Here is a 22,837-nt window from a genome sequence, read left to right on the forward strand (position 1 = left end):
TCCCTTGCAACTCTGACGGCCGGGTTGCGGTCGTCCGATCAACTGAGCGGTTGATTACGGGCAGCCCAACCACTGCGACTGCTGTCGTGGAGCTGATGCAGTGATCAGGTGAGCGCAGGCTCCGCCTGGTGTGCGTCGATGCTCTCCATGATCCTGTCCTGAGAGGCGGCAGCCGAGAGCGCTTCGTTCTCCGCCTGGATCCGTACGAGCTCGGACTCCAGGTCCTGTACGCGCTGCTGCAGCCGTCGCATCTCGGCGAGGAGTCGAGGGTCGGAGCCGCCGACGTAACCGAGAAGCGCCTTTGCCATGATGGATGGTCCTCCACAATGAGTGACCGACCGATGCGGTGTGGGTCGTGAGGGATAGCACCCGCGGTGCTTGGCACATCCGGGTGTTGCTCTGCTGTTGCTCCATGCCAAACAGCTAAGGTGCGCGGGGCTTTCAGCGTCTCACCAAAAAGTTTGACGGTCAACACGATCACGCCCTGTATTGGCGGGCAAACCGGGGCGCGCGGCCGAAAAAGTGGCGGCGCTGCGAGTCTTCCGGGGCCCTCAGGGCGTGGCGATCAGCTGTTCCTGCGGAGCCTGCCATGCCGGGCCGTTCTTGGCAACCACCAGGTCGTTTCTGCTGAGCGCATGTGCCCCCGGCAGCTCCCCGTGCGCCGGCCTGCGCGCCTTTACAGAAACGACTCAGCGGATGGCGAAGCCGTCGTAGCCGCCGCGGGGTGTGTCCCAGATCTCGGTGACTCCGTCCACGTGTCCGGGCGTGTCGTCGCCCTGGAGCCAGTCCAGCAGCCCCTCGCAGCCCTCGCGCGACCCCTCCGCGACGACCTGGACGCGACCGTCGGCCAAATTGAGAGCAAAACCACTCAGGCCGCCGATCTCCAGTGCCTTGGCCCGCGTGAACCAGCGGAAACCCACACCTTGGACGCGTCCTCGCACCCAGGCGACCAGCCGTACATCCTCGCTCATGGGTGCAACCTAACCGGCCGATGTCGCTCGGTTCACATCGCGCGCCGACGGCATGCGGTAGCGTCCCGAGCCCCATGCATCTCATATGAAACTCACTCGATCGAGTGAGTCGGGTTGGCCATGGGGAGTCACCGGCCGCGCAGGCGCCGGCCGACCGCGAGGACGAGGAAGAGGGCCAGGACATGGGACGCCACCGACGCTCCGCCGCCGGCCGCGCCGCCACGGGCCGCGCCACGGGGGTCACCCACCCGCAGCGCTCGCGGACCGGGAGCGGCACCCCGCAGGACTCGTTCACGGGCGAGGCCTGGCAGGACTCGTCGTACCCGGGCGGCGCCCAGCGGGACTCGCACGCTGGCGAAACCTGGCGGAACTCGTACCCGGGCGGCACCCGGCAGGACTCGTACCCGGCCGAGGCCCGGCGGGGCTCCTACCCGGGTGGCGCCCAGCGGGACTCGCACGCTGGCGAAACCTGGCGGAACTCGTACCAGGGCGGCACCCGGCAGGACTCGTACCTGGCCGAGGCCCGGCGGGGCTCCTACCCGGGTGGCGCCCAGCAGGGTGGGTTCGCGGCCGGGGCCCGGCGGGAGTCGTACCCGGGTGAGATCGTCCGGCGCGGGCGGACCGAGATCGTCCGGCGCGAACAGGCGCCGCGGGGCATCGCGCCGTATCTGAACCCGGAGTTCCACACGCCGGCGACCGGTCTGCAGCCAATGGCCTACGCCGAGGCGACCGCCAAGGCGCACGCCTATCTGTTCGCGGCGGAGCACGACGGCCCCGGCGGCTCCGGGGGCGGTGGCTTCACTCCTGCCGACGGCGCCTCCTCCGGCCACCGGCGCCGCAGGAAGGGCGCGCGGCCGGTGCGCACGGGCCTGCTCGGGGTGTCCGCGGCCGTGGCCCTCGGTACGGCCGCGGTGGCCACCGGGGTGGTGCCGGGTCTGCAGAACTACCGGCTCGGCGGCGACACGCACACCACCGGCGGTGCCCGGGTGCAGGCGGCCCCCACGCCCAGCAACACGGCCGCCGAGCAGGGCGGCACCTCCGGCACCGCCGACGATCCCAAGGGCGGCGCCGGCCCGGCGTCCGGCTCCTCCCGGTCCCCGAGCCCTTCCGCCCCGATCACATCGGCCCCCAGCACGTCCGCCTCGAGCCCGTCCGCCTCCGCGTCCCAGCCGGCGGCCCCGTCGGCCTCCCCCACGCCCACCCCGTCGAAGACGGCAACGGGGACGCCGACGCCGCGGGCGACCGCGTCCGCCCCGTCGAAGGCGGCCCCGGCGGCCACGGCGTCCAAGGCCGCGCCGGCGGGTTCCGCACCGGCTGCGGTGTCGAGGGCGGACACGGCGGCGGCGGAGGCAGAGGTGCTCAGGCTCGTCAACGAGGAGCGGGCGAAGGTCGGCTGCAGCCCGCTGGCCGCGAACTCCGCGCTGACCGGGCTGGCCGAGTCGTTCAGCGACGACATGGCGGCGCGGGACTTCTTCGACCACACCGACCCGGACGGCAAGTCGCCGTGGGACCGGGCCGCGGCAGCGGGGATCACCGACCTCGGCGGCGAGAACATAGCCCGCGGCCAGGCCGACGCGGCGGCCGTGATGCAGGCCTGGATGAACAGCCCCGGCCACCGCGCCAACATCCTCAACTGCGACTTCAAGACCCTGGGCGTCGGCGTCCACTTCGGCCCGGGCGGGCCTTGGTGGACGCAGGACTTCGGGTATTGAGATAACCGCAGGTCAGACGGCTAAGCACCCTCCTGGGCCGTGTCCGGGCCGTCAACCGTGGGCTCGTCGGCGGCGAAGACACGATCCACGGGCGGCCCGGGTCCGGGACCCGCTCGACGGCATCAGGTGCGTGTACGTCCTCAGCGTGAAGCCGGGGTCGTGGTGGCCCAGGTACTCACTGAGAGCCTTGATGCTCTCCCCCGCGTCCAGCAGCACCGAGGCATAGAAGTGCCGCAGCGCGTGCATGCCGTTGTCCCGCCCAGTCTCAACGCCCGCCGCCCGAAGTGCCGGCCGCCACACGCGGTCGTTGAAGCGGTTCCGATCCAGCGGCAGCCCCATGGGGCCGGTGAAAATCAGCGATGCCGTGACGGGAGGACCGTCGAGGGTCTTCCACGGCAGCGTGATCCTCACGGCCGGGTGGCGCTTGAGATGACCGGCCAGCGCGAAGGCGACGGACTCAGGCAGAGGAACATCACGTTCCTTGCCACCTTTCGGCGGGGCGAACACCGGCCGGGACAGCCGCAGCAGCTTGACCTGCCGTACGACGTGCACCACCCCCCAAGGAAGTCCACGTCTTCAACGGCCAGGCCGAAGGCCTCGCCCTGACGCAGGCCGCACCCGGCTGCGAGGTTGACGAGGGCCTGATAGCGGTCCGGCAGCGCCGAGCGCACGGCCATGATTCGTTCGGCAGGCCACGGCTTGACCTTGCGAGGCTCCAGGCGCGGCGCGCGCACAGACCGAGCGCTGCACGGGTTGGTCCGGATGATCCGGTCCTCGACGGCAGCGGTGAAGACCGTGGAGACATGGGCGTAGATGCCGCGCCGGTACCCGGCGGACAGCCCACGATCCTCCAGGGTCCGCAGCCAGAGGCGAAGGTGCGACGGGGTGAACGACGCCAACGGCCGCGTGCCCAGATACGGGATCGCGTGCAGTCGCAGACGGCTTTCCACGGACTCACGGGTCAGCGGGTCCGTGATCTGCGTGGCCATCCACTCCGTGGCGTACTGCTCGAACGTGACCTTGCCAGCGTCAGGATCGACGTAGTCGCCGCGCGACATGTCGGCCTCGATGTTGGCCAGCCACTGTTCCGCCTTGCGCTTCTGCTTGTCCGGGAAGCTCTTGGACTTCTCGGATCCGTCCGGCCCGACGTAGCGAGCCCGGTAGCGGAGGCCGACGCCATGGCGTTCGGTCTTCACCCTGCGACGCTTGCCGTCCGGCCCTGGCTCTGTCTTGTACCAGCGGTCTTGGATATGTCCGGCCATCAGGCGGCCCCTTCCATCAGGGACTCGACCCAGGCGCGCACGTCCTCCGGGTCGAAGCGGAGATGCCGGCCGACGCGGAAGCCACGGGGGCCGGTGCCCTTGCGCCGCCACTGGTAGACGGTCTCAACTGGCACGCCGAGCAGGTCAGCAACGTCGATCGGCGTCAGGTAGCGGGAAGGCAGCGGGCGCTTCATGCGCACACCTCCCAGTCGTCCAGGTCGGCCAGCGCTTCGCGTGCTGTTTCCCGGTTCAGCCGGATGTCTCGGGCGATCGAGGCAGCCAGCCAGGATTCGCCGGGGGTGTGGCCCTGTCCGGCGTAGGTCCAGTGGGCGAGTACGAGCGTGCAGCCCTCCGTGTCGTCGAGGTCTTCGGAGAGCCCGCGTTCGCGGCGTTCCTGCCGGGCGCGGTAGTCGGCGCGGACCTGGCGGAGGGCGCCGAGGGTGGTGGAGTAGCGGCGGGACTTGGTGGAGAAGTGGCCGCGGAAGCCGAGCATGTGAGCCCAGCGGGCCAGCAGCCGTTCCGGGTAGGCGTCGTCCAGGTCCCAGCAGGCTTCGATCAGGCGTCGGGTGTGGTCGGGCAGCGGCAAGCGGTCGAGTTCGGAAAGCTCCCCGATGCGGTGGTCTACCGTGCCGGTGGTCTCGGCGGCTTTCGTGGCGTACTTGGCGACGTAGGAGGCGACGGCCTGTTCGGTCAGTTCCTCATGTCCGAGGGCGCCGATAGGTTGCACGTCGACCTGGGAACCCCAGCGCAGGGTGCGTGCCTGGTGGTCACCGGGGGCGGGGACCGGGATGGAGACGCGGGCGGCGGCGGCCTTGATGGCGTCGTCCAGGAGGCGGACCGTGGCCCATGCCGGCGGGGTGGCGTCCGGGCCGTCCGGGCCGTCGAGCCGCACCACGGCATGGAAGTGGACAGAGCCGCGCTTTTGGAACTCGGCGACCTTGCCGAAGGAGACTCGGCACACCTCCCGTAAGGCCGTCTGCGTCAGGCCCGCACGGGCGGCGATCTCGCGGCGGAGGTAGATAGTGAAGCGCCGCCATAGGTCCCCGGCGTAGTTGTTCCACAGCACTGCGCCCGCGTAGTCGTAGCGCTCCGGGTCGAGCGCCGTGCCCAAGGCGGGGTCGCCGTCGGCATGCTGGATGCCGCAGCGGCAATGGCCAGAGTCGGGCCGGTTGTGCACGGGGCCGAAGGACGGGGCCGTGAGGGTGGCGAAGGCGCGCGGGTGATCCCGGACGGTGGCGGGGACGTCCTTGAGTTCGTCGCCGGTGATCCCTGCCCGGATCAGGTGGTAGGGTCTCCGGCGTACGTCCAGGCGCAGGCCGGGCAGCGGGAGGCCCGCCGGTTGCCGCAGGCGACCCGGAGCATACCGCCCGGCTCCTGCTCGGTGCTGTAGGAGTAGAGGACGTCCCCGGTCTTGGTGTCGCGGGTGACGGTCTCGCCCCGCAGGCGGATCGGGTGGGCGCAGCCGCCCGTGCGGCGGATCTGTTCCTGCCAGCGGTCGAAGCCGGGCGAGTTGGCCACCCGCAGCATGTCGGCGAGGGTGATCGGGTCAGTGCCCAGGGAGGCCGCAGCACCGGCCACGGCCTCAGGGGCGACGGGAAAGACCGTCACGCAGCCACCTCCACGGCGGCCACGGGCAAGGCGACGGGGAGCGCCCTCACCGCCGACGTGCCGAAGATTGGGTCAGCCGGGCAGATCCGGTCACCGTCGTGGGTCAGCACGCTCAGCCCGTCCACCGACATGCGGACCCACCCGGGCGCGTGAGCACGGCAACCGGGGCACCTGGTCGGACGGTCCAGCAGGTCCAGGCACGAGGGGAACAGGCTCATGCCGCCACCGCCTCAGCCGCCATGGTGCGCAGGTGACGCCGCACCGTCGACATCTGCCCCTTGGTCAAAGTGCAGTGGACGATCCGGTAGTTGTCGAACCGCTTGTAGTGAGCTGCCCAAGCTTCGTCAGTGGATGCGTCGTCCTCGCACATCTGCCAGAAGGCCACGAGATGGCATGTGCTGGTCATGAGGTCGGCGAGACCCAGGCGATTGGCGCCGTCGACCATGAACGCCGCGACCTTCTCAAGGTCCGGCCGACGCTCGTGGACGTAGTCCGATGCGTACAGGGCGAGCACCAGCGCCACGGACGGCAGGTGAGCTAACGGGGCCGGGGACAACGACACGAGCGTGCCGGTGGACTTTGCGGGCATGATGGAAGCTCCCTTCGAGGGACACGAGGGGCGGCGCGTCTGCTTGGCGGTAGGGCGTCGCCCCTTCTTGCTGCTTCAGGGAGCACAACCTCCCTAGGGAGACCGACCGATCCGGCGTGTAGCGAATGACCGACTGGCTAAGTCTCGGTGGTCAGCAGGACAGTCCATCTGGTCTGCGGACGTTGCCCAGCGCCCCCTGGTTACTGACGTGCAGGTTTACGAGACTGAGGCACCCCGGCAGGTCGGCCGCTGCCTGAATCTGGAGCCGGGCGCTCCTGTCATCGTCCGAAGCCGAAAGTTCGTGGTCGAGGATCCCCCCGTCCAGATGGCCACGTCATACCTTCCCGCCGAACTCGTACGAGGCACAGCCATCGCGCAAGAAGACACCGGCCCGGGAGGAAGCTACGCCCGACTTGCCGAACTCGGCGCTGAGCCGGTGCGCTTCAGCGAGGAGCTGCGTGCACGCATGCCCAGCGAGGATGAGCGAACGGCCCTTGGGCTAACCTCCGGGACGCCTGTGGTCGAGATCTGCCGCATCGCGTACACGGCCGAGGACCGACCGGTCGAGGTCAATCAGATGCTCTTGGACGCTGGCTCTTACGTCCTCGAGTACCGACTGAGCAGCTGAACCCCGCTGCACCAAGCCGCACCAACTAGAGCCGGTTACAGGTTTCTCTACCTCATCAAGGGCTCGCTTCGCTCGCCGTTGCTCCCGGCCTCCTGAACTGCAAGCAGTCCGATCACAGATCGAAGGTGCCGCGCACAGCGCGGCGGCGCCGGCCGGTCGCCGGCGCGCCGCCCCTCCTTGCCGCTGTCACCGGGGCCGCGCGCCGTCGCCCGTCCGCGCCCACAAGGGGGCGAAGACCAGGCCGGGGTAAGGGTGAGACGGCCCAGCCGAGGTCAGAACACGTCGTGGCTGGGGCGGTCGGCTCCACGGCTTTAGAGGTCGTTCTCTTTCCGAACCTCGTGTGTGGTTTCTGCTGGTCAGGCGTGGAGGCCCAGTTGTCGCGGGAGTCTCGGTCCGTTGCTGACCGAGATGTCGTGGGGGTGGCAGATGCCGTCGATGCGGGCGGTGCTGGAAGCGCGGCAGAAGGTCGCGGCGGTGCGGGTGGAGGAGCTTGAAGCCGAGCTGGAGCGGGTGCGGGCGGCTCTGGCAGAGGCCGAAGAGGTGCTCAGACGCCGAGTGATCGGGCTGGAACAGTATCTGGAGGCGCTGGCCGAGGACGAGGCGCCCGCCGTGGCCGTCGTGTCGCAGAGGAAGCCGGTGGGTCCGCGCCGGGCGGTGCCTCACCGCCAGGACGCGGCCGACATCGAGGTGCTGTCGGTGGACTACCAGGCGTTGATGGCCGCCGCCTTGGAGGCGGGAGCCGATGGGCTGGGTGCCCGGCGGGCCGCGGTGGTGCTGGGCTGGGACAGTACTTCCGCCTCTCGCGTCGAAGGAGCGAGGGCCCGGCTGAAACGGCTGGTGGAACGGGGCTGGCTGGTCGAGGAGAAACCGGGCAGGTTCATGCTGCCCGCGTCGGAACAGGACGCTGCCGGCGCTGGGCGGCCAGGCGGCGGCTCATGAGCATGGTCATCGACCACAGGACGACGGTCTCGCTGGTGTCGGTGCGCCGTTCGTAGTCACGGACCAGGCGCCGACTGCGCAGAAGCCAGGCGAAGGACCTCTCGACGACCCAGCGGCGGGGCAGGACCTCAAAGCCGCTGGCATCGTCGCTGCGGCGGACGATGCCGAGGACGAGTCCGAGGTGCTGAGTGGTCCAGTCGGTGAGATGGCCGGTGTAACCGCCGTCGGCCCAGACCCGCCCCAGCCGCCGGAAGTGATGCTTTGCTGCGGGCAGCAGGACGCGGGCGGCGTCCCGGTCGGTCGTGGAGGCCGGCGTGACGAGCACGGTCAGCAGGAGCCCGAGGGTGTCGGTGAGCAGGTGCCGCTTGCGCCCATTGATCTTCTTCCCGGCGTCGTATCCCCGCGAAGTGAGGGTGACCGTGGCGTCCGCCTTCACCGACTGTGAGTCGACGACCGCCGCGCTCGGCTCCGGGCTGCGGCCCTCAGACAAGCGGACGGCTTCGCGTAGCCGGTCGTGCAGCTCGGTCACCAGCCCCGCATCCCGCCAGCGGGCGAAGAAGGCATACACGCGTGACCAGGGCGGGAAATCGGAAGGCATCGCCCGCCACTTGATGCCGTTGTCGACGAGATAGCGCACCGCGTCGATCATCTGCCGGTGACAGTAGCCCTCCGGACGGCCGCCCCGGCCCGCCAGCCACCCCGGCACCGGCAGCAGATCCCGCACCGACGCCCACTCGGCATCGCTCATGTCCGAGCCGTACCGGGGCCGGCGCTCCGGCCGGTCACCCGCGTTCCCGAACCTATGGGCGAGACAGTCGCACCCACGAGTGGACGGACTGGACCCGGCAACCGCGACCACGCGACACTTCGACAACAGGGCCTCTTGCTTCTCGCTGGACTCGACAACCGCGAGCTACCAAGAGGCCCTTCCTTCATGCCCCGAAGGCGGTCAACTCACCCGATCCAGGACCTCGTTCGAACCAGATCGAGCACACGAACGGATAGAGAACGGCCAGTTAGCCAGCCACTTTGGCGCGAGCCTCGAAGATCATGGCCCCAACGTCGTGCTTTACCGGGCAGGTCCACAGACTGCCCGACGCGCCGGAAGCTTACGGGGCCATGATCACTCGCGCCAAAGCAGCTCCAGCCCAAAGCCGCTCCGCCGACCGCTCGTTAGCACATCCCGCACGTTTGGTCTATGTCTACTCAAACTGTCTCGCGGTCGTCTTCAACGTCGAGACTTTGTTAGCGAACTTTGTTCGCGAATCTATGGCGAACCTTGTTAGCGAACCCTGTTCGCGAATCTGGTTAGCGAAGTCTGTTTGCTAATCTAGTTGGCGAACTTTGTTGGCGAACTTAGTGGACCACTTAGTTGTCAATTAAGTGGTCCACTAGCGCGCGTGGACCACTTAATGTGGTTTCGCTAGTTGTCGTGGCCTCTGACCTGCAGGTTTGCGCTTCTCTTTGGGCGAGTAGAGAATCCCATTGTGCGACGCCAGTCGCAGCCCAAGATAGGGGGGTGGATGGTCGTGTGCCCAAAAATGGGGCCGACCCTAGAAAACCCAGGTGACCCGCCTTGGGCCCAGTAAAGGCCCACCCGGTCGCGCTAGCTTCCAGGCCGAAGCGACCGAGTGGGCACTAGACCTACAGGAGGTCCAAGCATGAGTGTGACCCTTCACCCGGGGGAGCTGTCAAACCCCGACTTGAAGCCGTGGCTGATCACGGTGGTGGTGGTCGTTGTGATCGTTTGGAGCGCAGCGGCTGACGTGGTGAGGGCTTACGCCGATGTGCTCACCCTGATGACCGTGCTGTTCCCAGGGGCAGGACAGCGATGGATTTCCGGTGATGGCAGCCGACGACACGCCGAGCGGTGACGGCTCGGGCGCCGACGCAGGCGCTGTATCAGCGAAGCAGTGTGAGGCTCCACCGACCTTGGACCTCCGACGCGCTGTCCGTATTACGGCTTTCGGGGAAGTCCATCTAGCCTGCTCAAGGGCCAGCCACCCTCGGGTGATGCTGGCATCTGCGGGCAACTGGATTAGACCTAAGCGGAGTTGGGTCTCTCATTTGTCAGTGTCGCGCCACAGAATGGGTCTGGCCCGCAAACGGAAGGGACGCACCCGAGCACTTTGGCGAGAGACGGGTGCGCCCCCTGAGGAGAACCAGGAGAAACAAGCGTGCTCCACCAGATCCTCAGCGCCCCACTTCCGAACGGTCGTGATGGCGCTACTAACACCTTGCCACGAGCCAGTGACAACGTCCTCTGGCTGGCGATCATGTCCATCGCAGGCTGTGTGGTCGGCGGTAAACCCATCGGGGCAGCCCTCGACTCGGCGACTCAGTTGATCACCGTGATCGTCGTGCTGATTCTCGTTCGAGCATGCATCACCCCACGCCATGCCGTGAGCTGCAGAAGCCGTCAAGTGGGCGGTTGATGTCTGACATCAACGCCTGACATCAACAGCCGCGTACTCAGGCGATCGATGCCGAACGTGAGCGATCAGCTAGCCGCAGCGTGAAGTGCGAGGAGCAACGTCGACAGCCTCGCATGATCGACCTGATAAGGATGAGGCCAAACCTCAAAGTGCACCGGGAGCGGTGCGCCGTCCTCACTTGGGCGGCGCACCGTCGGCTTTGTTCTCGCGGGTCTTCGCCCGACCTCGCCGTGAGCCCCGTCATGCAGTGAGGAGGCGGTTGAAGAAGGAGCGGTAGTGCTGCAGGGCCCTACGCAGATCTTCGGTGTCCGCCTGCTCACCCCGGTTCCACTGGCCTTCCAGCTCGTGCTTCTGCTCGGCGAACGTCTCGGCCAGCTGCTGCATGACATCGGCGACCAGGGAGTCGGCCGTGTGTACGGCGTCTTGGGGGTCGTCGACGAACTCGTTTTGGATCTCCTGCCACCGTTCGCGGAGATGCTCCTCTTCCTCCGGCGCGAGGAGGTGAAGAGTCTCGTCGCCCGGTGCCGCGGCAGCCTCACGCCCCTGCCCTTCGGCAGTCTCTTGAGGCGGGGCTGTGCTCTCGCCGGGGTAGACCGGCGCCTCGGACTGCGCGGGCGGTTCACCCCCGGTGCCGGCGCGGGGCTGGGCCAGGTCTTCGGTGGACAGTTCCCTCTCGGGGCCCGATGCGTGTTCGCGTTCCATGTCTCCTCCGTCCCATCGTCCTTCGGGATCCGTCGGCATTGCGGTGGTGAGCGGGTTCAGGCCCGGGCGTGGCGAGGTTGACCACCGTCGGAGAGCAGCTCGTCGAAGAGCTCGCGGTAGTGCACCATGGCGCCGCGCAGTTGCTCGGTCGTGGCCTTGTGTTGGGTGCTGAGTGTGTCGATCTCGTGGGCGGCCCGATAATGCTCGAGCGTGCGGCCGTGCTCGACTGAAAGATCCTTCACGCGCTGCTCGAATTCCCCGGTCGGGTAGCCGCGCTCGTGCATCAGAGAAGTGACCAGACGGTCGGCGTCATGCACGGCATCGTTGGGCCGATCCACGAACTCGTCCTGCACGCTGGTCCAGTCCCGGGCGTACCGTTCTCGCACGCTGCTGGGCAGCGGCTTGATGTCGAGGGAGTCATGGCGCTTCTCACGTGCACTGAGCTCGCGCTCGGCGGCCAATCTGTTGTCGGCGCCCTCGACTGTTCGTTTGTACTCGGGGCCGAAGCGTTCGCGCAGGTGGCGGCGGCGCATGAAGAAGAAGGCCGCCGTCGCAGCGAGAGCGATCACCACTACGACGGGGATGATGATCGCTAGAAGCGTCCCTGTTGACATTGCGACCGAGCCCCCTTGATTTGCCCGTTATGTACCACTTAACCCCCATGTGCCCCTGGTATAGCGGTCAAAACGGGGTTCAGGGCGTATCGCGGTCGAGGCCAGGTGGTGTCGAGCCCGTAGTCGTTGTCTGACACCAACGGCTGACACCAACAGCGGCGAATACGACCGGCCGGCCGAGGGCGGCCCCCAGCGGTCGGCAGACCGTCGTAAGGCTGGGATCCAGGCCTCAGAGGCCCGTGATCGACCTGATAAGGACGAGGCCGGACCTCAAAGCCTGTGTGCCGGGACGGCTCAGAGCACCGCATGGGAAGCCGAGCAGGGCCCGGGGTCAGCTCAGGGACCCAGGAAGGCTGAGAACGCGGCAGAGAGCTACGCGTGCCCCCTGCGTGCCCGATGACGCGGTTCCGAACGGGGAACAGTGGGGAGTCACGGCAACCAGTTCAGAAACGCGCAGGTCAGCGTCTCACCAGGTCACCACACATCCACACATGCGATCTTCCAAACTGGCGACCCGGTGCCAAATCCGGGGCGGCCTGTCGCCTTCGCGCAGCTGGTAGTGGAAGCGAGGGGGCTGTGGTCGGCGCTCCGTCGGGTGCATGATGATCCAATGACTTCTTGGCTGAGCACCCGGAGCACATGGTTGCTCATACTGCTCTTGTGGGCGATCACACTGACAGGCGCCCTGATCGGATTTGCGTTCGACCGAGCCTTTCTTGAACACCCCCCTCTAAGGCCCTTCGCTTCTGACCTCCCTATGACAGTAGGCGGCAGTTTCTTCGTCGCCATCGCCAGTGTCGTTGGGTTGCGTCGTAGACAACGGAAGCAGAGTCGATGAGGTGGAGCCGGTTGCCGTACAGCAGCGAAGTACAGCAACCGGTACGACCGCAGGAGACCATCACTGCACGCATCCGGCTGGCTGGCCAGCCCAGCAGACCTCAGCGACCGCCCCGCCCGTAGTTCGCATCGAGGGGCGCACCGCGACGCCCCCGCCCGGGCCGTCTCTGGGCCGTGCGGGGGCGCTCAACGCCGACCAACGCTGACAACCACCGACAGCTAAGTCGCAGGTCGCAGCGTTGATCGATTGTACGGCCGCAGGTCAGAGACCCGGCCCTTCACTTCTTCGGGTACTGAGCGGGTCGGACCTCACGTCCGCCCCCGGATCAGCCGACGCAGCCGGGGACGGGGGTCGGGCTGGTGGCGCAGTTGTTCGGGGTGTTGGCGGCGACCCGGGTGCCGATCAGGGTCACCGTGCCGCCGTTGTTGTAGATGCCGCCGGGGTTGTTGTCACCCGCGTGATTGTTGCTGACGTTGCTGGCCGTCAGCGTGGAGGTTCCGGCGGCCACGGCGGGTACGCCGTTGGCGAGGCCGCCTCCGCCGTTCGTGCCCGTGTTGTTGAGCACGTTGGTGAAATTGACGGTCAGTTTGCCGATGCTGGCGATGCCGCCGCCCACGTTGTCGGCCGTGTTCCCGCTGATCTGTGAGAAGCCCACGGTCACCGTGCCGTCGTTGACGATGGCTCCGCCGTTCACGGACGCGGTGTTGCCCGTGAAGGTGGAGACGCTCACGGTCGTCGTGGAGCCGCTGAAGTTGCTGATGCCACCGCCGAAGTTGGCGTGGTTGTTCCGGACCACGGCGCTGCTGAGGTTCAGCGTGCCATTGCCGGTGACGACGATGGCGCCGCCCGCGCCGTTCTCGACCGGGCTGCCGGTGGCGTCGCCGTTGGTGAGCTGGATCGCGCGCAGGGTCAGGTTGCCGCCGTTCACGGTGAGCAGACGGAACGTCCCGGACACCCGGGTGATCGTGGCACCGTTGCCGTTCATCACGATCTGTGAGGTGATGGCGGGCAGCTCGCCGGTCAGCTGATAGGTGCAGCCGGGCGTGAGGTTGAGCGTGTCGCTCCCGGGGTTGCTGTTGGCGGCGTTGATGGCACTGGCCAACGCGCCCTCGTTGCAGGCCACGGCATACGTGGCGGCCGAGGCACCGGGAGCCAACGCCATTCCGGCGAGCGTGGCGGCGGTGCCCATGGAGAGCACCTGGGCGATCCGGGCAAGCGGCTTACGCGTGAGCATGTCACTCCTTTGGGGGTCGCGACCGCCGCGAATGTCGGGCCCGCGAAGGAGTCGTGCGGCGTCGCAGGCAGATCTGTCGAGCGAGGTGTGCCCCAGCACGCCACCCGATGCCACCGATCGCATCCGGATATACGCCTTACAGCCCTCTACGGCACGTCCAATGGTTCACACGGCCCCGCAGAAGGAGGACGGCCGACGCCGGCCACCACCGACTGCCGAGTCGGAGGTCGCGGCGCCGGCCGGTCCGGGGCCCGGTTACGCGGCGGACCGCCCGCGGCCGAACACCTGCGCCGTCTCCGCGATGCGGCGGCCCAGGTGCTCCGCCGTGGCTATGTCGGCCTTGTGGACGCCCTCGGGGCCCTGGTCGTTGTTGCTCTGGGCGGCGGCGCCGGCGAAGAAGCCGAGGCGGTTGAGGTCGTTCTCGGAGGCGGTGCTGGCGTTCCAGCCGGGGAGCAGGCCGAGGTTGACCCAGTGCATGCCGTGCTGGGCGGCGAGCGTCTGGAAGAACTGCAGGGTGTGCAGCTTGTCGCCGCTCTTGGAGGCCGAGTTGGTGAAGCCCGCGGCCAGCTTGTCCTTCCAGTCCTGGCCGAACCAGCGCTTGGAGGTGGCCTCGGCGAAGACGTGGAAGGCGCCGGAGGCCGTGCCCATGTACGTGGGCGAGCCGAAGACGATCGCGTCGGAGCGGTCCAGCGTCTCCCACTGCTCGTCGGTGATCTCGTCGACCTTGATCAGGTGCACCTCGGCACCCGCGCCGGCGGCACCGGCGCGGACGGCCTCGGCGAGTACGGCGGTGTGGCCGAAGCCGGAGTGGTAGGCGATGGAAACGACAGGGGTGGTCACAGAGACTCCTCGAAGGGCGACTGGGCTGCTGGGCAGCTCGGAAGCAGTGACCCCAGGAAAGCACTAACCTCTGGTTAGTGCAACCTAGCGGTTAGCGCTGCGCGGAAGTATCCTTGTGCCATGACCGCCGGTATGAGTGCCACCGCCCAGGGCCAGGACGACCTCGCCTACGACGTCTTCGCCAAGGCCTGCCCGTCCCGCGGCACGCTGGAGCACGTCACCGGCCGCTGGGGCGGTCTCACGCTCGGCGCGCTGTACGAGGGCTCGCTGCGCTTCAACGAGCTGCGCCGCCGCGTGGACGGGGTGAGCGAGAAGATGCTGTCCCAGACGCTGCACGCGCTGGAGCGCGACGGCCTGGTGCACCGCGAGGCCCAGCCGACCAACCCGCCGCGCGTGGACTACGAACTGACTCCCCTGGGCCGCCAGGTCGCCGAGCGCCTGCTGGCGCTCATCCACTGCGTGGAGGGCGCCATGGACGAGGTCCTGGCGGCCCGCGAGGCGTACGACGGCCGCGAGCCGGCGTAGGCGGGGGTGTGCAGTACCTGGGCAGGGCAGGCGTGCCCAGGCGGGGCAGGCGAACCTGAGTAGGGCAGGCGTGCCCGGGCGGGGGCGGTCGGCGCAGGCGGGGCGGCCGTCAGTCGTCGCCGAAGCCCCGGTAGGTGCCCGAGCCGTCGACCGAGTCCGCGAACTCGGCGAAGTCCATGTTCGCGATGCCCAGGTTGACGGAGATGTCGGAGAACCATGCCGGCGGCACCCGGAAGGTGCGGCCGGGCTCGTCGGCGAGGTCGACGGCCAGCAGGCGGTGCTCCGCGTCCGCCATGGTGAACGCGTCCGCGAGGAACACGTGGAAGACCTTCTCGTCGTCGTCGGCGGCGGCGTCCTCCTCGACCAGCGCCTGCACGCTCACCCCGGCGAACCGGGGGTCGCCGACGAAGACGGCCGTCGAGAACTCCTCCGCCGCGTCGGTCTCCGCGCACACCGCTTCCCAGGCCGCGTCGTCGGAGAAGTCGGTGCGCAGGACGAGCGAGAACTCGTCGTGCCCGGGCAGGGCCATACGGCTGTTCCTCTCAGCCCCGGCCGGCCGGCCCCGCCGCCCGGATCCTCGGCGGGCGCTGGCACTTCGGGCAGAAGTAGCTGGAGCGGTTCATCCAGGGGCGGCGGCGGATCGGCGTGCCGCACCGGTTGCAGGGCTCGCCCTCGCGGCCGTACGCGTCCAGGGACCGGTCGAAGTAGCCCGACTCGCCGTTGACGTTGACGTACAGGCTGTCGAAGCTGGTGCCGCCGACGGCGAGGGCCGCGTTCATCACGTCCCGGACGTGGCCGAGGAGTTCGGTCGTGACCGGGCGGGTGAAGTTCGCCGTCGGGCGCTCGTAGTGGATGCGGGCGCGCCACAGCGCCTCGTCCGCGTAGATGTTGCCGACGCCGCTGATCAGCGACTGGTCCAGCAGGGCCCGCTTGACGGTGGTCCGCTTGCGGCGCAGCGCCAGGTGGAAGGCCTCGTCGTCGAACAGCGGATCGAGGGGGTCGCGGGCGATGTGCGCGATGACGTCGGGCAGGCCGCCGGGGGTGTTGTCGTGCAACGACAGCCCGCCGAAGGTGCGTTGGTCCACGAAACGGAGCTCGGTGCCGAGGGAGTCGGCGAACCGGATCCGGATGCGCAGGTGCTTCTCGTCCGGCGCCTCGTACGGCTGCACCAGCAGCTGGCCGCTCATGCCGAGGTGGGCGAGGACGGACTGGTTGGTCTCCTCCAGCGGCAGCCACAGGTACTTGCCGCGGCGGCTCGGCGTACCGATGTGGTGGCCCTTGAGGCGGTGCGCGAAGTCGTCGGCGCCCGCGATGTGCCGGCGTACGGCGCGCGGGTGCAGCACCTCGACCTCGGCGACGGTGCGGTGGGCGACCCAGCGCGCGAGACCGCGCCGGACGACCTCGACCTCGGGCAATTCGGGCATCGGGACCCCCCGTACGAAGCGGTGGATGAGCCGAGCGCCCGCCCCGTCGGCATCGGCGGGGCGGGCGCTCGGTACTGCCGTGGGTCAGGCGGGAGCGGAGGACGGGTCGCCGCCCTGGACGGCTTCCCTGCTCTCCTCGGCGGCCTCCTTGGCCGCCCTGACCGCCTCCGCGTCCGCGGCGGCCGCCTCCTTGGCCGCCTTGGCGCGCTCGTCCGCGGCGGCCTTGATGGCCCGCCAGGCGGACTCGGCGGCCTGCTGCTCCGCCTCCTTCTTGCTGCGGCCGGTGCCGGTGCCGTACGAGACGCCTCCGACGCGGGCGGCAGCAGTGAAGGTCTTCTCGTGGTCGGGTCCGGTCTCCGTGACCAGGTACTCGGGCACGCCGAGTCCTTCGGTCGCGGTGAGCTCCTGGAGGCTGGTCTTCCAGTCCAGGCCGGCACCGAGGTTCGAGGACTTCTCGATCAGCGGGTCGAAGAGCCGGTGCACCAGCTCGGACGCCGAGTCGAGGCCCTGGTCGAGATAGACCGCGCCGATCACCGCTTCCAGGGTGTCGGCGAGGATGGACGCCTTGTCCCGGCCGCCCGTGCCCTCTTCACCGCGGCCCAGCCGGATGAAGGAGCCCAGGTCGAGGCCACGGCCGACCTCCGCCAGCGCACGCGAGTTGACCACCGCGGCCCGCAGCTTGGCCAGCTGGCCTTCGGGCAGGTCGGGGTGGGTGCGGTACAGCGTGTCCGTGACGACGAGGCCGAGGACGGAGTCCCCGAGGAACTCCAGCCGCTCGTTCGTCGGCAGACCGCCGTTCTCGTACGCGTAGGAACGGTGGGTCAGCGCGCGCACCAGAAGGGCGGACTCGACCTGGTAGCCGAGCCGCCCTTCCAGAAGCGTGTGGGACGAGGCCTGGTTGTCCGCCTTCTTCTTGGCGGGTGCGTCCGCCTTGGCGTCTTCCGCCTTCTTGGGACTGGACACAGTGCCTCTCACCAGCCCGCTCAGACTTCGAGGACCTGGCGCTTGTTGTAGGTGCCGCAAGACGGGCACGCGATGTGCTGCTGCTTGGGCTCGTGGCAGCGCTCGCACGCAACCAGGGTGGGGACCGCAGCCTTCCACTGCGACCGGCGGTGGCGCGTGTTGCTGCGCGACATCTTCCGCTTCGGAACAGCCACGGCTACTTCTCCTGCTTCTCGTCGACGCCCGCTTCGGCGCCGCTCATCTCGTCCTTCTCGCCGTCTTCGAGTGAACCGGCGAGTCCCTGCAAAGCCGCCCAACGGATGTCGACGGCGTCGTGGTGGTGGTCCGGGTCGTCCGCGAGCCGCGCTCCGCACTCGGAGCACAGGCCCGGGCAGTCTTCCTGGCACACCGGCTGCATCGGCAGTGCGAGCACCACCGCATCGCGCAGCAGAGGTTCGAGGTCGAACAGTCCGTCCTCGAGGAAGAACCTGTCCTCGTCGTCCTCGGCGTCGTCGCCCGGTTCCGCGATCACGCGGCCCCGGTCATCGGCGTCAGGGTACGAGAACAGTTCCTGGAAGTCCGCTTCGAGCTCCAGCCCGACCGGCTCCAGACACCTTACGCACTCCCCCTCGGCCCGTGCACGGGCGGTGCCTGTGACGAGCACCCCTTCCATGACCGACTCGAGCCGGAGTTCGAGCTCCACCGGGGTGCCTTCCGGCACTCCGATGACCCCCTGGATGCCGAGATCGGCGGGAGCGTCGATCGTGCGGGTCAGGCGCTGGAGCGCGCCAGGACGCCGACCCAGCTCGTGCGTGTCGAACACGAGGGGGTTGCGGTGGTCGAGGCGGGCGTTGGAGGCCATTCCTGCTTTCGATCTTCGAGCTCGGAGGGCCGCCGCCCGTCGGTGTCTTCGGGCAGCGGTGATCGCGGACGTACGCGCGACCGAAGAGCCAGGATACTGGACCTTTCGCTCAGGGCCCAATCCGGCCCGTGGCTACAGGCCCCGGCCCTGTTCGTACGCGCGCAGCTGCTCCGCGCTGATCATGCTCGTGTCGAAGAGGCTGGTCTCGTCGAGAGCGTAGCCCTGCTGCGGCTGCTGCTGGGGCTGCTGTTGCTGCTGGGCCTGCTGGGGGTCGTAGGCGGCCTGCTGCGGGTCGTAGCCCTGATAGGCGGCGTAGGGGTCGGCCTGCTGGTAGCCGTACGGGTCCTGGCCGTAGGCGGGCTGCTGCGGGAAGCCGCCGTAGGGGTCCTGCTGCTGGTCGTACGACGCGTACGACGGCTGCGGCTCGTACGAGGGCTGCTGCGGCGGCTGCTGCGGTGCGGACCGGTCCGGACGCTCGGCCGGGGTGTCCTGCTCGGCGAGGGCGGCCAGGTCGGCGAGGTAGTCGGCGTCGCTGGAGTGCTGGAAGGTCGTGGTGTCGTCGGCGAGGGCGCCGAGGTCGTCCGTGGCGATCCGGCCGTGCAGCTTCTGCCGGCCGCGGCCGACGGCCTCCAGGGTCTTGGCGAGGACCGCCTCGAAGGCGCCCAGCTTGGCGTCGACGTACTGGTCGGCGTTGTGGCGCAGGGTCTCCGGGTCGTGGCTGCGCTCGGGGGCGTCCTCGTCCTCGTAGCCGTTCTCGTCCAGGCCGGGGCCGGTGCCGAGCAGCTTCTCCCGGCCGCGGCCGACCGAGCCGAGGGTCTTGGTGAGGACGACCTCGAAGTTGGCGAGCTTGGAGTCGACGTAGTCGTCGGCCTCGGCGCGGATCTCCTCGGCCTCCTTGCGGGCCTCGGCGAGGATCCGGTCGGCCTCGGCCTGGGAGCGGCGGGCGATCTCGGTGTCGGAGATCAGCGAGCCGCGCTCGGCGTGCGCGTGCGAGATGATCCGCTCGGCTTCCTGACGGGCCTGCTCGACCATCTGCTCACGGTCGCCGATCAGCTCCTGCGCCTGCGCGAGGGAGCCGGGCAGGGCCTGGCGCACCTCTTCGAGCATCGCGAGCAGCTCGGCGCGGTTGACCACGCACGACGCCGACATGGGCATGGACCGGGCGCCGGAGACCGTGGAGACGATCTCGTCGAGCTTCTTCTGCACGTCCACCTGTGCTCGCCACTCTCTACAGCCGGGTTGGAGACGGACGGGACGACTGTAGTCCCCCCTGCCCCATCAGGCCTTGCGCAGGCGCTTGTTCAGAGCCTCGAGAACCGGGGCGGGCACCAGGTGGGAGACGTCGCCGCCCCAGGCCGCGACCTCCTTGACCAGGGAGGAGGACAGGAAGCTGTAGGTGGGGTTGGTGGGCACGAAGAGGGTTTCGACACCGGTGAGGCCGATGTTCATCTGGGCCATCTGCAGCTCGTAGTCGAAGTCGCTGACGGCGCGCAGGCCCTTGACGATGGCGGGGATGTCGCGCTGCTTGCAGAAGTCGACGAGGAGGCCGTGGAAGGCCTCGACCCGGACGTTGGCGTAGTCGGCGGTGACCTCGCGGATCAGCTCGATCCGCTCCTCGATCTCGAACAGGCCCTTCTTGGACTTGTTGATCATCACCGCGACATAGACCTCGTCGTACAGACGGGAGGCTCGGGCAATGATGTCGAGGTGTCCGTTGGTGATCGGGTCGAACGACCCGGGACAGACGGCGCGGCGCACTTGTGATCCCTCGCTCTCCGGTCCGGTCATCGTGCGTCTTCGCACGTAGAGGCGGCGCGACCGTACCAAAACGTTCCCTCGCCGTAGCGACGGGACCGGATCGCCTCGAAGCCGTCCGGCCACCGGAATTCGCCACCTCTGGTGCTGCGCTCCACGGTGACGAGCGCTTGCTCAGCGAGCCAGCCTTCCGAGTGGAGTGTGAGCAGAATCTCGCGAAGATCGTGATCCGTGACGGCGTACGGGGGGTCGAGGAAGACGAGGTCGTACGGCTCTTCCGGTGCCGGTTGCCTGATGATCTGTTCCGCTTTGCCCGCTCGCACTTCGGCGCCGGGCAGGCCCAGGTTCTTCACGTTCTCGCGCACGATCCTCGCCGCGCGGGCGTCGGCTTCGACGAGGAGGGTGTGACCGGCGCCTCGGGAGAGGGCTTCCAGGCCCACGGCTCCTGAGCCGGCGTAGAGGTCGAGGACCCGTTCGCCGTCCAGGGGGCCGCCCAGCAGTGACTGCCAGGTGGAGAAGAGACCTTCGCGTGCGCGGTCTGATGTTGGCCGTGTTCCGGTGCCGGGCGGTACTGACAGGCGCCGTCCGCCTGCCCGACCGGCGATCACGCGGGTCATGTGGGGTCCTTCTTCGTGGGCGGCTTTACGGTTCATTGTGGCTGGTCGCGCAGTTCCCCGCGCCCCTGGGTAAGTCTCCTTCAGCCCTTTTCCAAGTACTGCTCCCTCTCGTCGTCCAGCAAGGCGTCCAAAGCCGTACGGAGCCCCGGCAGACGCTCCAGGTCCGGGTCGGACGCCACAAGGGCCGTCGCCTCCTCCCTCGCCTCCGCGATGACCTGCTCGTCCTCGATGACCGCCAGGACGCGCAGGGAAGAGCGGGCTCCGGACTGGGCCTGGCCGAGGACGTCGCCCTCGCGGCGCTGTTCGAGGTCGATGCGGGAGAGTTCGAAGCCGTCGAGGGTGGCGGCGACGGCGTTCAGCCGCTGGCGGGCCGCGCTGGCCTCGGGCATCTCGGTGACCAGGAGGCACAGGCCGGGGGCCGAGCCCCGGCCGACGCGGCCGCGGAGCTGGTGGAGCTGGGAGACGCCGAAGCGGTCGGCGTCCATGATGACCATCACCGTGGCGTTGGGGACGTTCACGCCGACCTCGATGACCGTGGTGGCGACCAGGACGTCGGTCTCGCCCGCGGCGAACCGGCGCATCACCGCGTCCTTGTCGTCGGGGTGCATACGGCCGTGCAGGACCTCCACCCTCAGGCCCCGCAGGGGGCCGCGGCCCAGCTGGTCGGCGACGTCCAGGACCGCGAGCGGCGGGCGCTTCTCCGCCTCGTCCTCGGGCGACTTCTGCCTGGCCTTCCTGGGATCGTCCTCCTCGTCCCCGATCCGGGGGCAGACGACGTACGCCTGGTGGCCGCCTTCCACCTCCTCGCGGACCCGCTCCCAGGCCCGGGAGAGGAAGTGCGGCTTGTCGGCCGCGGGGACGACGTGGCTGGCGATCGGGGAGCGGCCGGCCGGGAGCTGGTCGAGCACGGAGGTCTCCAGGTCGCCGAAGACCGTCATGGCGACCGTGCGCGGGATCGGGGTGGCCGTCATGACCAGCAGGTGCGGAGGCTGCTTCCCCTTGCCGCGCAGGGCGTCGCGCTGCTCCACGCCGAAGCGGTGCTGCTCGTCGACCACGACCAGGCCGAGGTCGTGGAACTGGACCTTGTCCTCGATCAGCGCGTGGGTGCCGATGACGATGCCGGCCTCGCCGGTGACCAGGTCCAGCAGCGCCTGGCGGCGGGCGGCGGCGCCCATGGAGCCGGTGAGCAGGACGACCTTGGTGGCGTGCTCGGCGCCGCCCAGCATCCCTCCCTCGGCCAGCTCGCCCATCATCTCGGTGACCGAGCGGTGGTGCTGCTGGGCGAGCACCTCGGTGGGCGCGAGCATGGCGGCCTGCCCACCCGCGTCGACCACGGCGAGCATGGCGCGCAGAGCCACCAGGGTCTTGCCCGATCCCACCTCTCCCTGCAGCAGCCGGTGCATCGGGTGTTCCGTGGCGAGGTCGTCGAAGATCTCCTTGGAGACCTTCTGCTGGCCCTCGGTGAGGGTGAAGGGGAGACGGTCGTCGAAGGCGGCGAGGAGGCCGTCGGGTTCCGGGGTGCGGGGGACGGCCGGCAGCTGGGTGTCCGCGTAGCGGCGGCGGGCCAGGGCGACCTGGAGGACGAAGGCCTCGTCCCACTTCAGCCGGGCGCGGGCGTCGGCGATGTCGGCCTTGGTGTGCGGGCGGTGGATCTTGAGGAGGGCCTCGGGGAGCGGGACCAGGCCGCGGCCGTCGCGGAGGGCGGGCGGCAGGGGGTCCAGGGCCTCCTGGGCGGTGGGCAGCACCGTCTGGACCGCCTTGCCGATCTTCCAGGACTCCAGTTTCGCGGTGGCCGGGTAGATGGGGATCAGGGCGCCGGCCCAGCTCTCCACCGTCTCGTCGCTGTCGCCGCGCAGCAACTCATAGGCGGGATGGGCGAGTTGCAGCCGGCGGTTGAAGACCGAGACCTTCCCGGCGAACATCGCGCGGGTGCCGGGCAGCAGCTCCTTGTGGGGCTTGTGGACGCCGTTGCCGAAGAAGACCAGCTGGAGCCGGCCGCTGCCGTCGGTGATCGTGACCTCCAGGCGCTGGCCCTTGCCGCGCGGGGCCTTGGCGGAGGCGAAGGTGTGCAGGCGGGCGTCGGCCACCTGGGCGACCACCGTGACGTGCTCGTCCATGGGCAGCTCGGCTAGCTGGGTGAGCTGGCCGCGCTCCTCGTATCTGCGCGGGTAGTGGTGGAGGAGGTCGCCGACGGTGTGCAGGCCGAGGTGCTCGGCCATCACCTTCGCGGTGGCGGGGCCGAGCACCGACTTCAGTGGCTGCTTCAGTGGTTCTTCCAGTCCGTGCACGCGATCCATTGCACACCACGGCACTGACAATGCCGTATATGTCTTGGGAAAC

Annotated in this window: 24 protein-coding genes and 2 pseudogenes; 6 read left to right on the forward strand and 20 right to left on the reverse strand. The window is 69.0% G+C overall.

The annotated features are described in order from the left end of the window. Positions 1-104: 104 nt before the first annotated feature. Entirely contained in the window at positions 105-308 is a 204-nt protein-coding gene (locus tag ABB07_RS11225) for a hypothetical protein (RefSeq protein ID WP_031167290.1), read from the reverse strand. 381 nt (positions 309-689) lie between these two features. After that, positions 690-971 (reverse strand): acylphosphatase, encoded by a 282-nt coding sequence (locus tag ABB07_RS11230; RefSeq protein ID WP_069778503.1) that lies wholly within the window; start codon positions 969-971, stop codon positions 690-692. 602 nt (positions 972-1,573) lie between these two features. Between ABB07_RS11230 and ABB07_RS11235 the strand changes: the two genes are divergently transcribed. After that, complete coding sequence (locus ABB07_RS11235) at positions 1,574-2,683, forward strand: CAP domain-containing protein (RefSeq protein WP_425264810.1); 1,110 nt, start codon at positions 1,574-1,576, stop codon at positions 2,681-2,683. A 20-nt stretch (positions 2,684-2,703) separates the two neighbouring features. Here ABB07_RS11235 and ABB07_RS11240 read toward each other — a convergent pair. The 4 genes and pseudogenes from ABB07_RS11240 to ABB07_RS11255 form a co-directional block, all read right to left on the reverse strand. Continuing rightward, positions 2,704-3,945, reverse strand: a pseudogene (locus tag ABB07_RS11240) (tyrosine-type recombinase/integrase). Continuing rightward, entirely contained in the window at positions 3,945-4,139 is a 195-nt protein-coding gene (locus ABB07_RS11245) for a helix-turn-helix transcriptional regulator (protein WP_031167282.1), read from the reverse strand. Before ABB07_RS11245 ends, ABB07_RS11240 begins: the two are co-directional and overlap by 1 nt. Next, positions 4,136-5,472, reverse strand: a pseudogene (gene repSA / locus ABB07_RS11250) (replication initiator protein RepSA). The gene ABB07_RS11245 and the pseudogene repSA overlap by 4 nt, the downstream one beginning before the upstream one ends. 295 nt (positions 5,473-5,767) lie before the next feature. Then, complete coding sequence (locus ABB07_RS11255; protein ID WP_208898597.1) at positions 5,768-6,142, reverse strand: hypothetical protein; 375 nt, start codon at positions 6,140-6,142, stop codon at positions 5,768-5,770. A 208-nt stretch (positions 6,143-6,350) separates the two neighbouring features. Here ABB07_RS11255 and ABB07_RS11260 point away from each other — a divergent pair, with 208 nt between their 5' ends. Together ABB07_RS11260 and ABB07_RS11265 are read left to right on the forward strand one after the other, a co-directional pair. Further along, positions 6,351-6,770 carry a GntR family transcriptional regulator gene (locus ABB07_RS11260; RefSeq protein ID WP_341845881.1) on the forward strand — a complete coding sequence of 140 codons (420 nt, stop codon included), beginning with the start codon at positions 6,351-6,353 and terminating at the stop codon, positions 6,768-6,770. 435 nt (positions 6,771-7,205) lie between these two features. Beyond that, a complete protein-coding gene (locus tag ABB07_RS11265) occupies positions 7,206-7,709 on the forward strand; it encodes a hypothetical protein (RefSeq protein ID WP_208903390.1) in 504 nt (167 codons plus the stop codon). On the opposite strand, the gene ABB07_RS11270 is transcribed toward ABB07_RS11265, so the two are convergent. Continuing rightward, the gene (locus ABB07_RS11270) at positions 7,648-8,457 is read right to left on the reverse strand and encodes an IS5 family transposase (protein ID WP_244189329.1); all 810 of its coding nucleotides are present in this window, start codon (positions 8,455-8,457) and stop codon (positions 7,648-7,650) included. The genes ABB07_RS11265 and ABB07_RS11270 overlap by 62 nt on opposite strands. Before the next feature lie 913 nt (positions 8,458-9,370). Here ABB07_RS11270 and ABB07_RS11275 point away from each other — a divergent pair. Both ABB07_RS11275 and ABB07_RS11280 read left to right on the forward strand, forming a co-directional pair. Continuing rightward, on the forward strand, positions 9,371-9,583 hold the full coding sequence (locus tag ABB07_RS11275; protein WP_208898598.1) for a hypothetical protein: 213 nt from the start codon (positions 9,371-9,373) through the stop codon (positions 9,581-9,583). A 303-nt stretch (positions 9,584-9,886) separates the two neighbouring features. Continuing rightward, positions 9,887-10,144: a hypothetical protein gene (locus ABB07_RS11280; RefSeq protein WP_208898599.1), complete on the forward strand. Its 258-nt coding sequence runs from the start codon at positions 9,887-9,889 to the stop codon at positions 10,142-10,144. A gap of 240 nt (positions 10,145-10,384) precedes the next feature. Here ABB07_RS11280 and ABB07_RS11285 read toward each other — a convergent pair whose 3' ends face one another. The 4 genes from ABB07_RS11285 to ABB07_RS11300 all read right to left on the reverse strand — a co-directional run bounded on the left by ABB07_RS11285 (position 10,385) and on the right by ABB07_RS11300 (position 14,372). Beyond that, the gene (locus ABB07_RS11285; RefSeq protein ID WP_208898600.1) at positions 10,385-10,846 is read right to left on the reverse strand and encodes a hypothetical protein; all 462 of its coding nucleotides are present in this window, start codon (positions 10,844-10,846) and stop codon (positions 10,385-10,387) included. A 56-nt stretch (positions 10,847-10,902) separates the two neighbouring features. Then, positions 10,903-11,460, reverse strand: coding sequence for a hypothetical protein (locus tag ABB07_RS11290; protein WP_208898601.1), 558 nt, complete (start codon positions 11,458-11,460; stop codon positions 10,903-10,905). Positions 11,461-12,623: 1,163 nt separating this feature from the next. Further along, positions 12,624-13,532, reverse strand: a complete 909-nt coding sequence (locus ABB07_RS11295) for a hypothetical protein (RefSeq protein WP_208898602.1) — start codon at positions 13,530-13,532, stop codon at positions 12,624-12,626. A gap of 255 nt (positions 13,533-13,787) precedes the next feature. After that, on the reverse strand, positions 13,788-14,372 hold the full coding sequence (locus tag ABB07_RS11300) for a flavodoxin family protein (RefSeq protein WP_208898603.1): 585 nt from the start codon (positions 14,370-14,372) through the stop codon (positions 13,788-13,790). A 120-nt stretch (positions 14,373-14,492) separates the two neighbouring features. Between ABB07_RS11300 and ABB07_RS11305 the strand changes: the two genes are divergently transcribed. Continuing rightward, on the forward strand, positions 14,493-14,897 hold the full coding sequence (locus tag ABB07_RS11305; RefSeq protein ID WP_425264707.1) for a winged helix-turn-helix transcriptional regulator: 405 nt from the start codon (positions 14,493-14,495) through the stop codon (positions 14,895-14,897). Between the two features lie 109 nt (positions 14,898-15,006). Here the strand turns inward: ABB07_RS11305 and ABB07_RS11310 are convergent, their stop codons facing one another. From ABB07_RS11310 to recG, 9 genes are all read right to left on the reverse strand, one after another. After that, positions 15,007-15,426 (reverse strand): DUF6924 domain-containing protein, encoded by a 420-nt coding sequence (locus tag ABB07_RS11310; protein WP_208898604.1) that lies wholly within the window; start codon positions 15,424-15,426, stop codon positions 15,007-15,009. A gap of 13 nt (positions 15,427-15,439) precedes the next feature. Continuing rightward, positions 15,440-16,321 carry a bifunctional DNA-formamidopyrimidine glycosylase/DNA-(apurinic or apyrimidinic site) lyase gene (gene mutM, locus ABB07_RS11315; RefSeq protein ID WP_208898605.1) on the reverse strand — a complete coding sequence of 294 codons (882 nt, stop codon included), beginning with the start codon at positions 16,319-16,321 and terminating at the stop codon, positions 15,440-15,442. A gap of 84 nt (positions 16,322-16,405) precedes the next feature. Then, positions 16,406-17,296, reverse strand: coding sequence for a ribonuclease III (gene rnc, locus ABB07_RS11320; RefSeq protein WP_208898606.1), 891 nt, complete (start codon positions 17,294-17,296; stop codon positions 16,406-16,408). 8 nt (positions 17,297-17,304) lie between these two features. Next, positions 17,305-17,478 (reverse strand): 50S ribosomal protein L32, encoded by a 174-nt coding sequence (gene rpmF / locus ABB07_RS11325; protein WP_003951102.1) that lies wholly within the window; start codon positions 17,476-17,478, stop codon positions 17,305-17,307. Positions 17,479-17,480: 2 nt separating this feature from the next. Next, the gene (locus ABB07_RS11330) at positions 17,481-18,125 is read right to left on the reverse strand and encodes a YceD family protein (RefSeq protein WP_208898607.1); all 645 of its coding nucleotides are present in this window, start codon (positions 18,123-18,125) and stop codon (positions 17,481-17,483) included. 132 nt (positions 18,126-18,257) lie between these two features. After that, the gene (locus ABB07_RS11335) at positions 18,258-19,337 is read right to left on the reverse strand and encodes an ATP synthase F0 subunit B (protein ID WP_208898608.1); all 1,080 of its coding nucleotides are present in this window, start codon (positions 19,335-19,337) and stop codon (positions 18,258-18,260) included. Between the two features lie 66 nt (positions 19,338-19,403). Beyond that, a complete protein-coding gene (coaD, locus tag ABB07_RS11340; RefSeq protein WP_208903392.1) occupies positions 19,404-19,883 on the reverse strand; it encodes a pantetheine-phosphate adenylyltransferase in 480 nt (159 codons plus the stop codon). 26 nt (positions 19,884-19,909) lie between these two features. Beyond that, entirely contained in the window at positions 19,910-20,497 is a 588-nt protein-coding gene (gene rsmD, locus ABB07_RS11345) for a 16S rRNA (guanine(966)-N(2))-methyltransferase RsmD (RefSeq protein ID WP_208898609.1), read from the reverse strand. Positions 20,498-20,577: 80 nt separating this feature from the next. After that, positions 20,578-22,794, reverse strand: coding sequence for an ATP-dependent DNA helicase RecG (gene recG / locus ABB07_RS11350; protein WP_208898610.1), 2,217 nt, complete (start codon positions 22,792-22,794; stop codon positions 20,578-20,580). Between the last annotated feature and the right edge of the window lie 43 nt (positions 22,795-22,837).

It is taken from the genome of Streptomyces incarnatus (assembly GCF_001027185.1).
GTDB classification, from domain to species: domain Bacteria; phylum Actinomycetota; class Actinomycetes; order Streptomycetales; family Streptomycetaceae; genus Streptomyces; species Streptomyces puniciscabiei.

What these genes read in the sequence shown, in the direction of transcription:
- ABB07_RS11255 (WP_208898597.1), bottom strand. Translation starts at nt 6,142, where the DNA reads ATGCCCGCAAAGTCCACCGGCACGCTCGTGTCGTTGTCCCCGGCCCCG.
- ABB07_RS11275 (WP_208898598.1), top strand. Translation starts at nt 9,371, where the DNA reads ATGAGTGTGACCCTTCACCCGGGGGAGCTGTCAAACCCCGACTTGAAG.
- ABB07_RS11265 (WP_208903390.1), top strand. Translation starts at nt 7,206, where the DNA reads ATGCGGGCGGTGCTGGAAGCGCGGCAGAAGGTCGCGGCGGTGCGGGTG.
- ABB07_RS11330 (WP_208898607.1), bottom strand. Translation starts at nt 18,125, where the DNA reads ATGGCCTCCAACGCCCGCCTCGACCACCGCAACCCCCTCGTGTTCGAC.
- ABB07_RS11285 (WP_208898600.1), bottom strand. Translation starts at nt 10,846, where the DNA reads ATGGAACGCGAACACGCATCGGGCCCCGAGAGGGAACTGTCCACCGAA.
- rsmD (WP_208898609.1), bottom strand. Translation starts at nt 20,497, where the DNA reads ATGACCCGCGTGATCGCCGGTCGGGCAGGCGGACGGCGCCTGTCAGTA.
- ABB07_RS11270 (WP_244189329.1), bottom strand. Translation starts at nt 8,457, where the DNA reads ATGAGCGATGCCGAGTGGGCGTCGGTGCGGGATCTGCTGCCGGTGCCG.
- recG (WP_208898610.1), bottom strand. Translation starts at nt 22,794, where the DNA reads ATGGATCGCGTGCACGGACTGGAAGAACCACTGAAGCAGCCACTGAAG.
- ABB07_RS11245 (WP_031167282.1), bottom strand. Translation starts at nt 4,139, where the DNA reads ATGAAGCGCCCGCTGCCTTCCCGCTACCTGACGCCGATCGACGTTGCT.
- ABB07_RS11290 (WP_208898601.1), bottom strand. Translation starts at nt 11,460, where the DNA reads ATGTCAACAGGGACGCTTCTAGCGATCATCATCCCCGTCGTAGTGGTG.
- ABB07_RS11295 (WP_208898602.1), bottom strand. Translation starts at nt 13,532, where the DNA reads ATGCTCACGCGTAAGCCGCTTGCCCGGATCGCCCAGGTGCTCTCCATG.
- ABB07_RS11225 (WP_031167290.1), bottom strand. Translation starts at nt 308, where the DNA reads ATGGCAAAGGCGCTTCTCGGTTACGTCGGCGGCTCCGACCCTCGACTC.
- ABB07_RS11310 (WP_208898604.1), bottom strand. Translation starts at nt 15,426, where the DNA reads ATGGCCCTGCCCGGGCACGACGAGTTCTCGCTCGTCCTGCGCACCGAC.
- mutM (WP_208898605.1), bottom strand. Translation starts at nt 16,321, where the DNA reads ATGCCCGAATTGCCCGAGGTCGAGGTCGTCCGGCGCGGTCTCGCGCGC.
- ABB07_RS11230 (WP_069778503.1), bottom strand. Translation starts at nt 971, where the DNA reads ATGAGCGAGGATGTACGGCTGGTCGCCTGGGTGCGAGGACGCGTCCAA.
- ABB07_RS11305 (WP_425264707.1), top strand. Translation starts at nt 14,493, where the DNA reads ATGACCGCCGGTATGAGTGCCACCGCCCAGGGCCAGGACGACCTCGCC.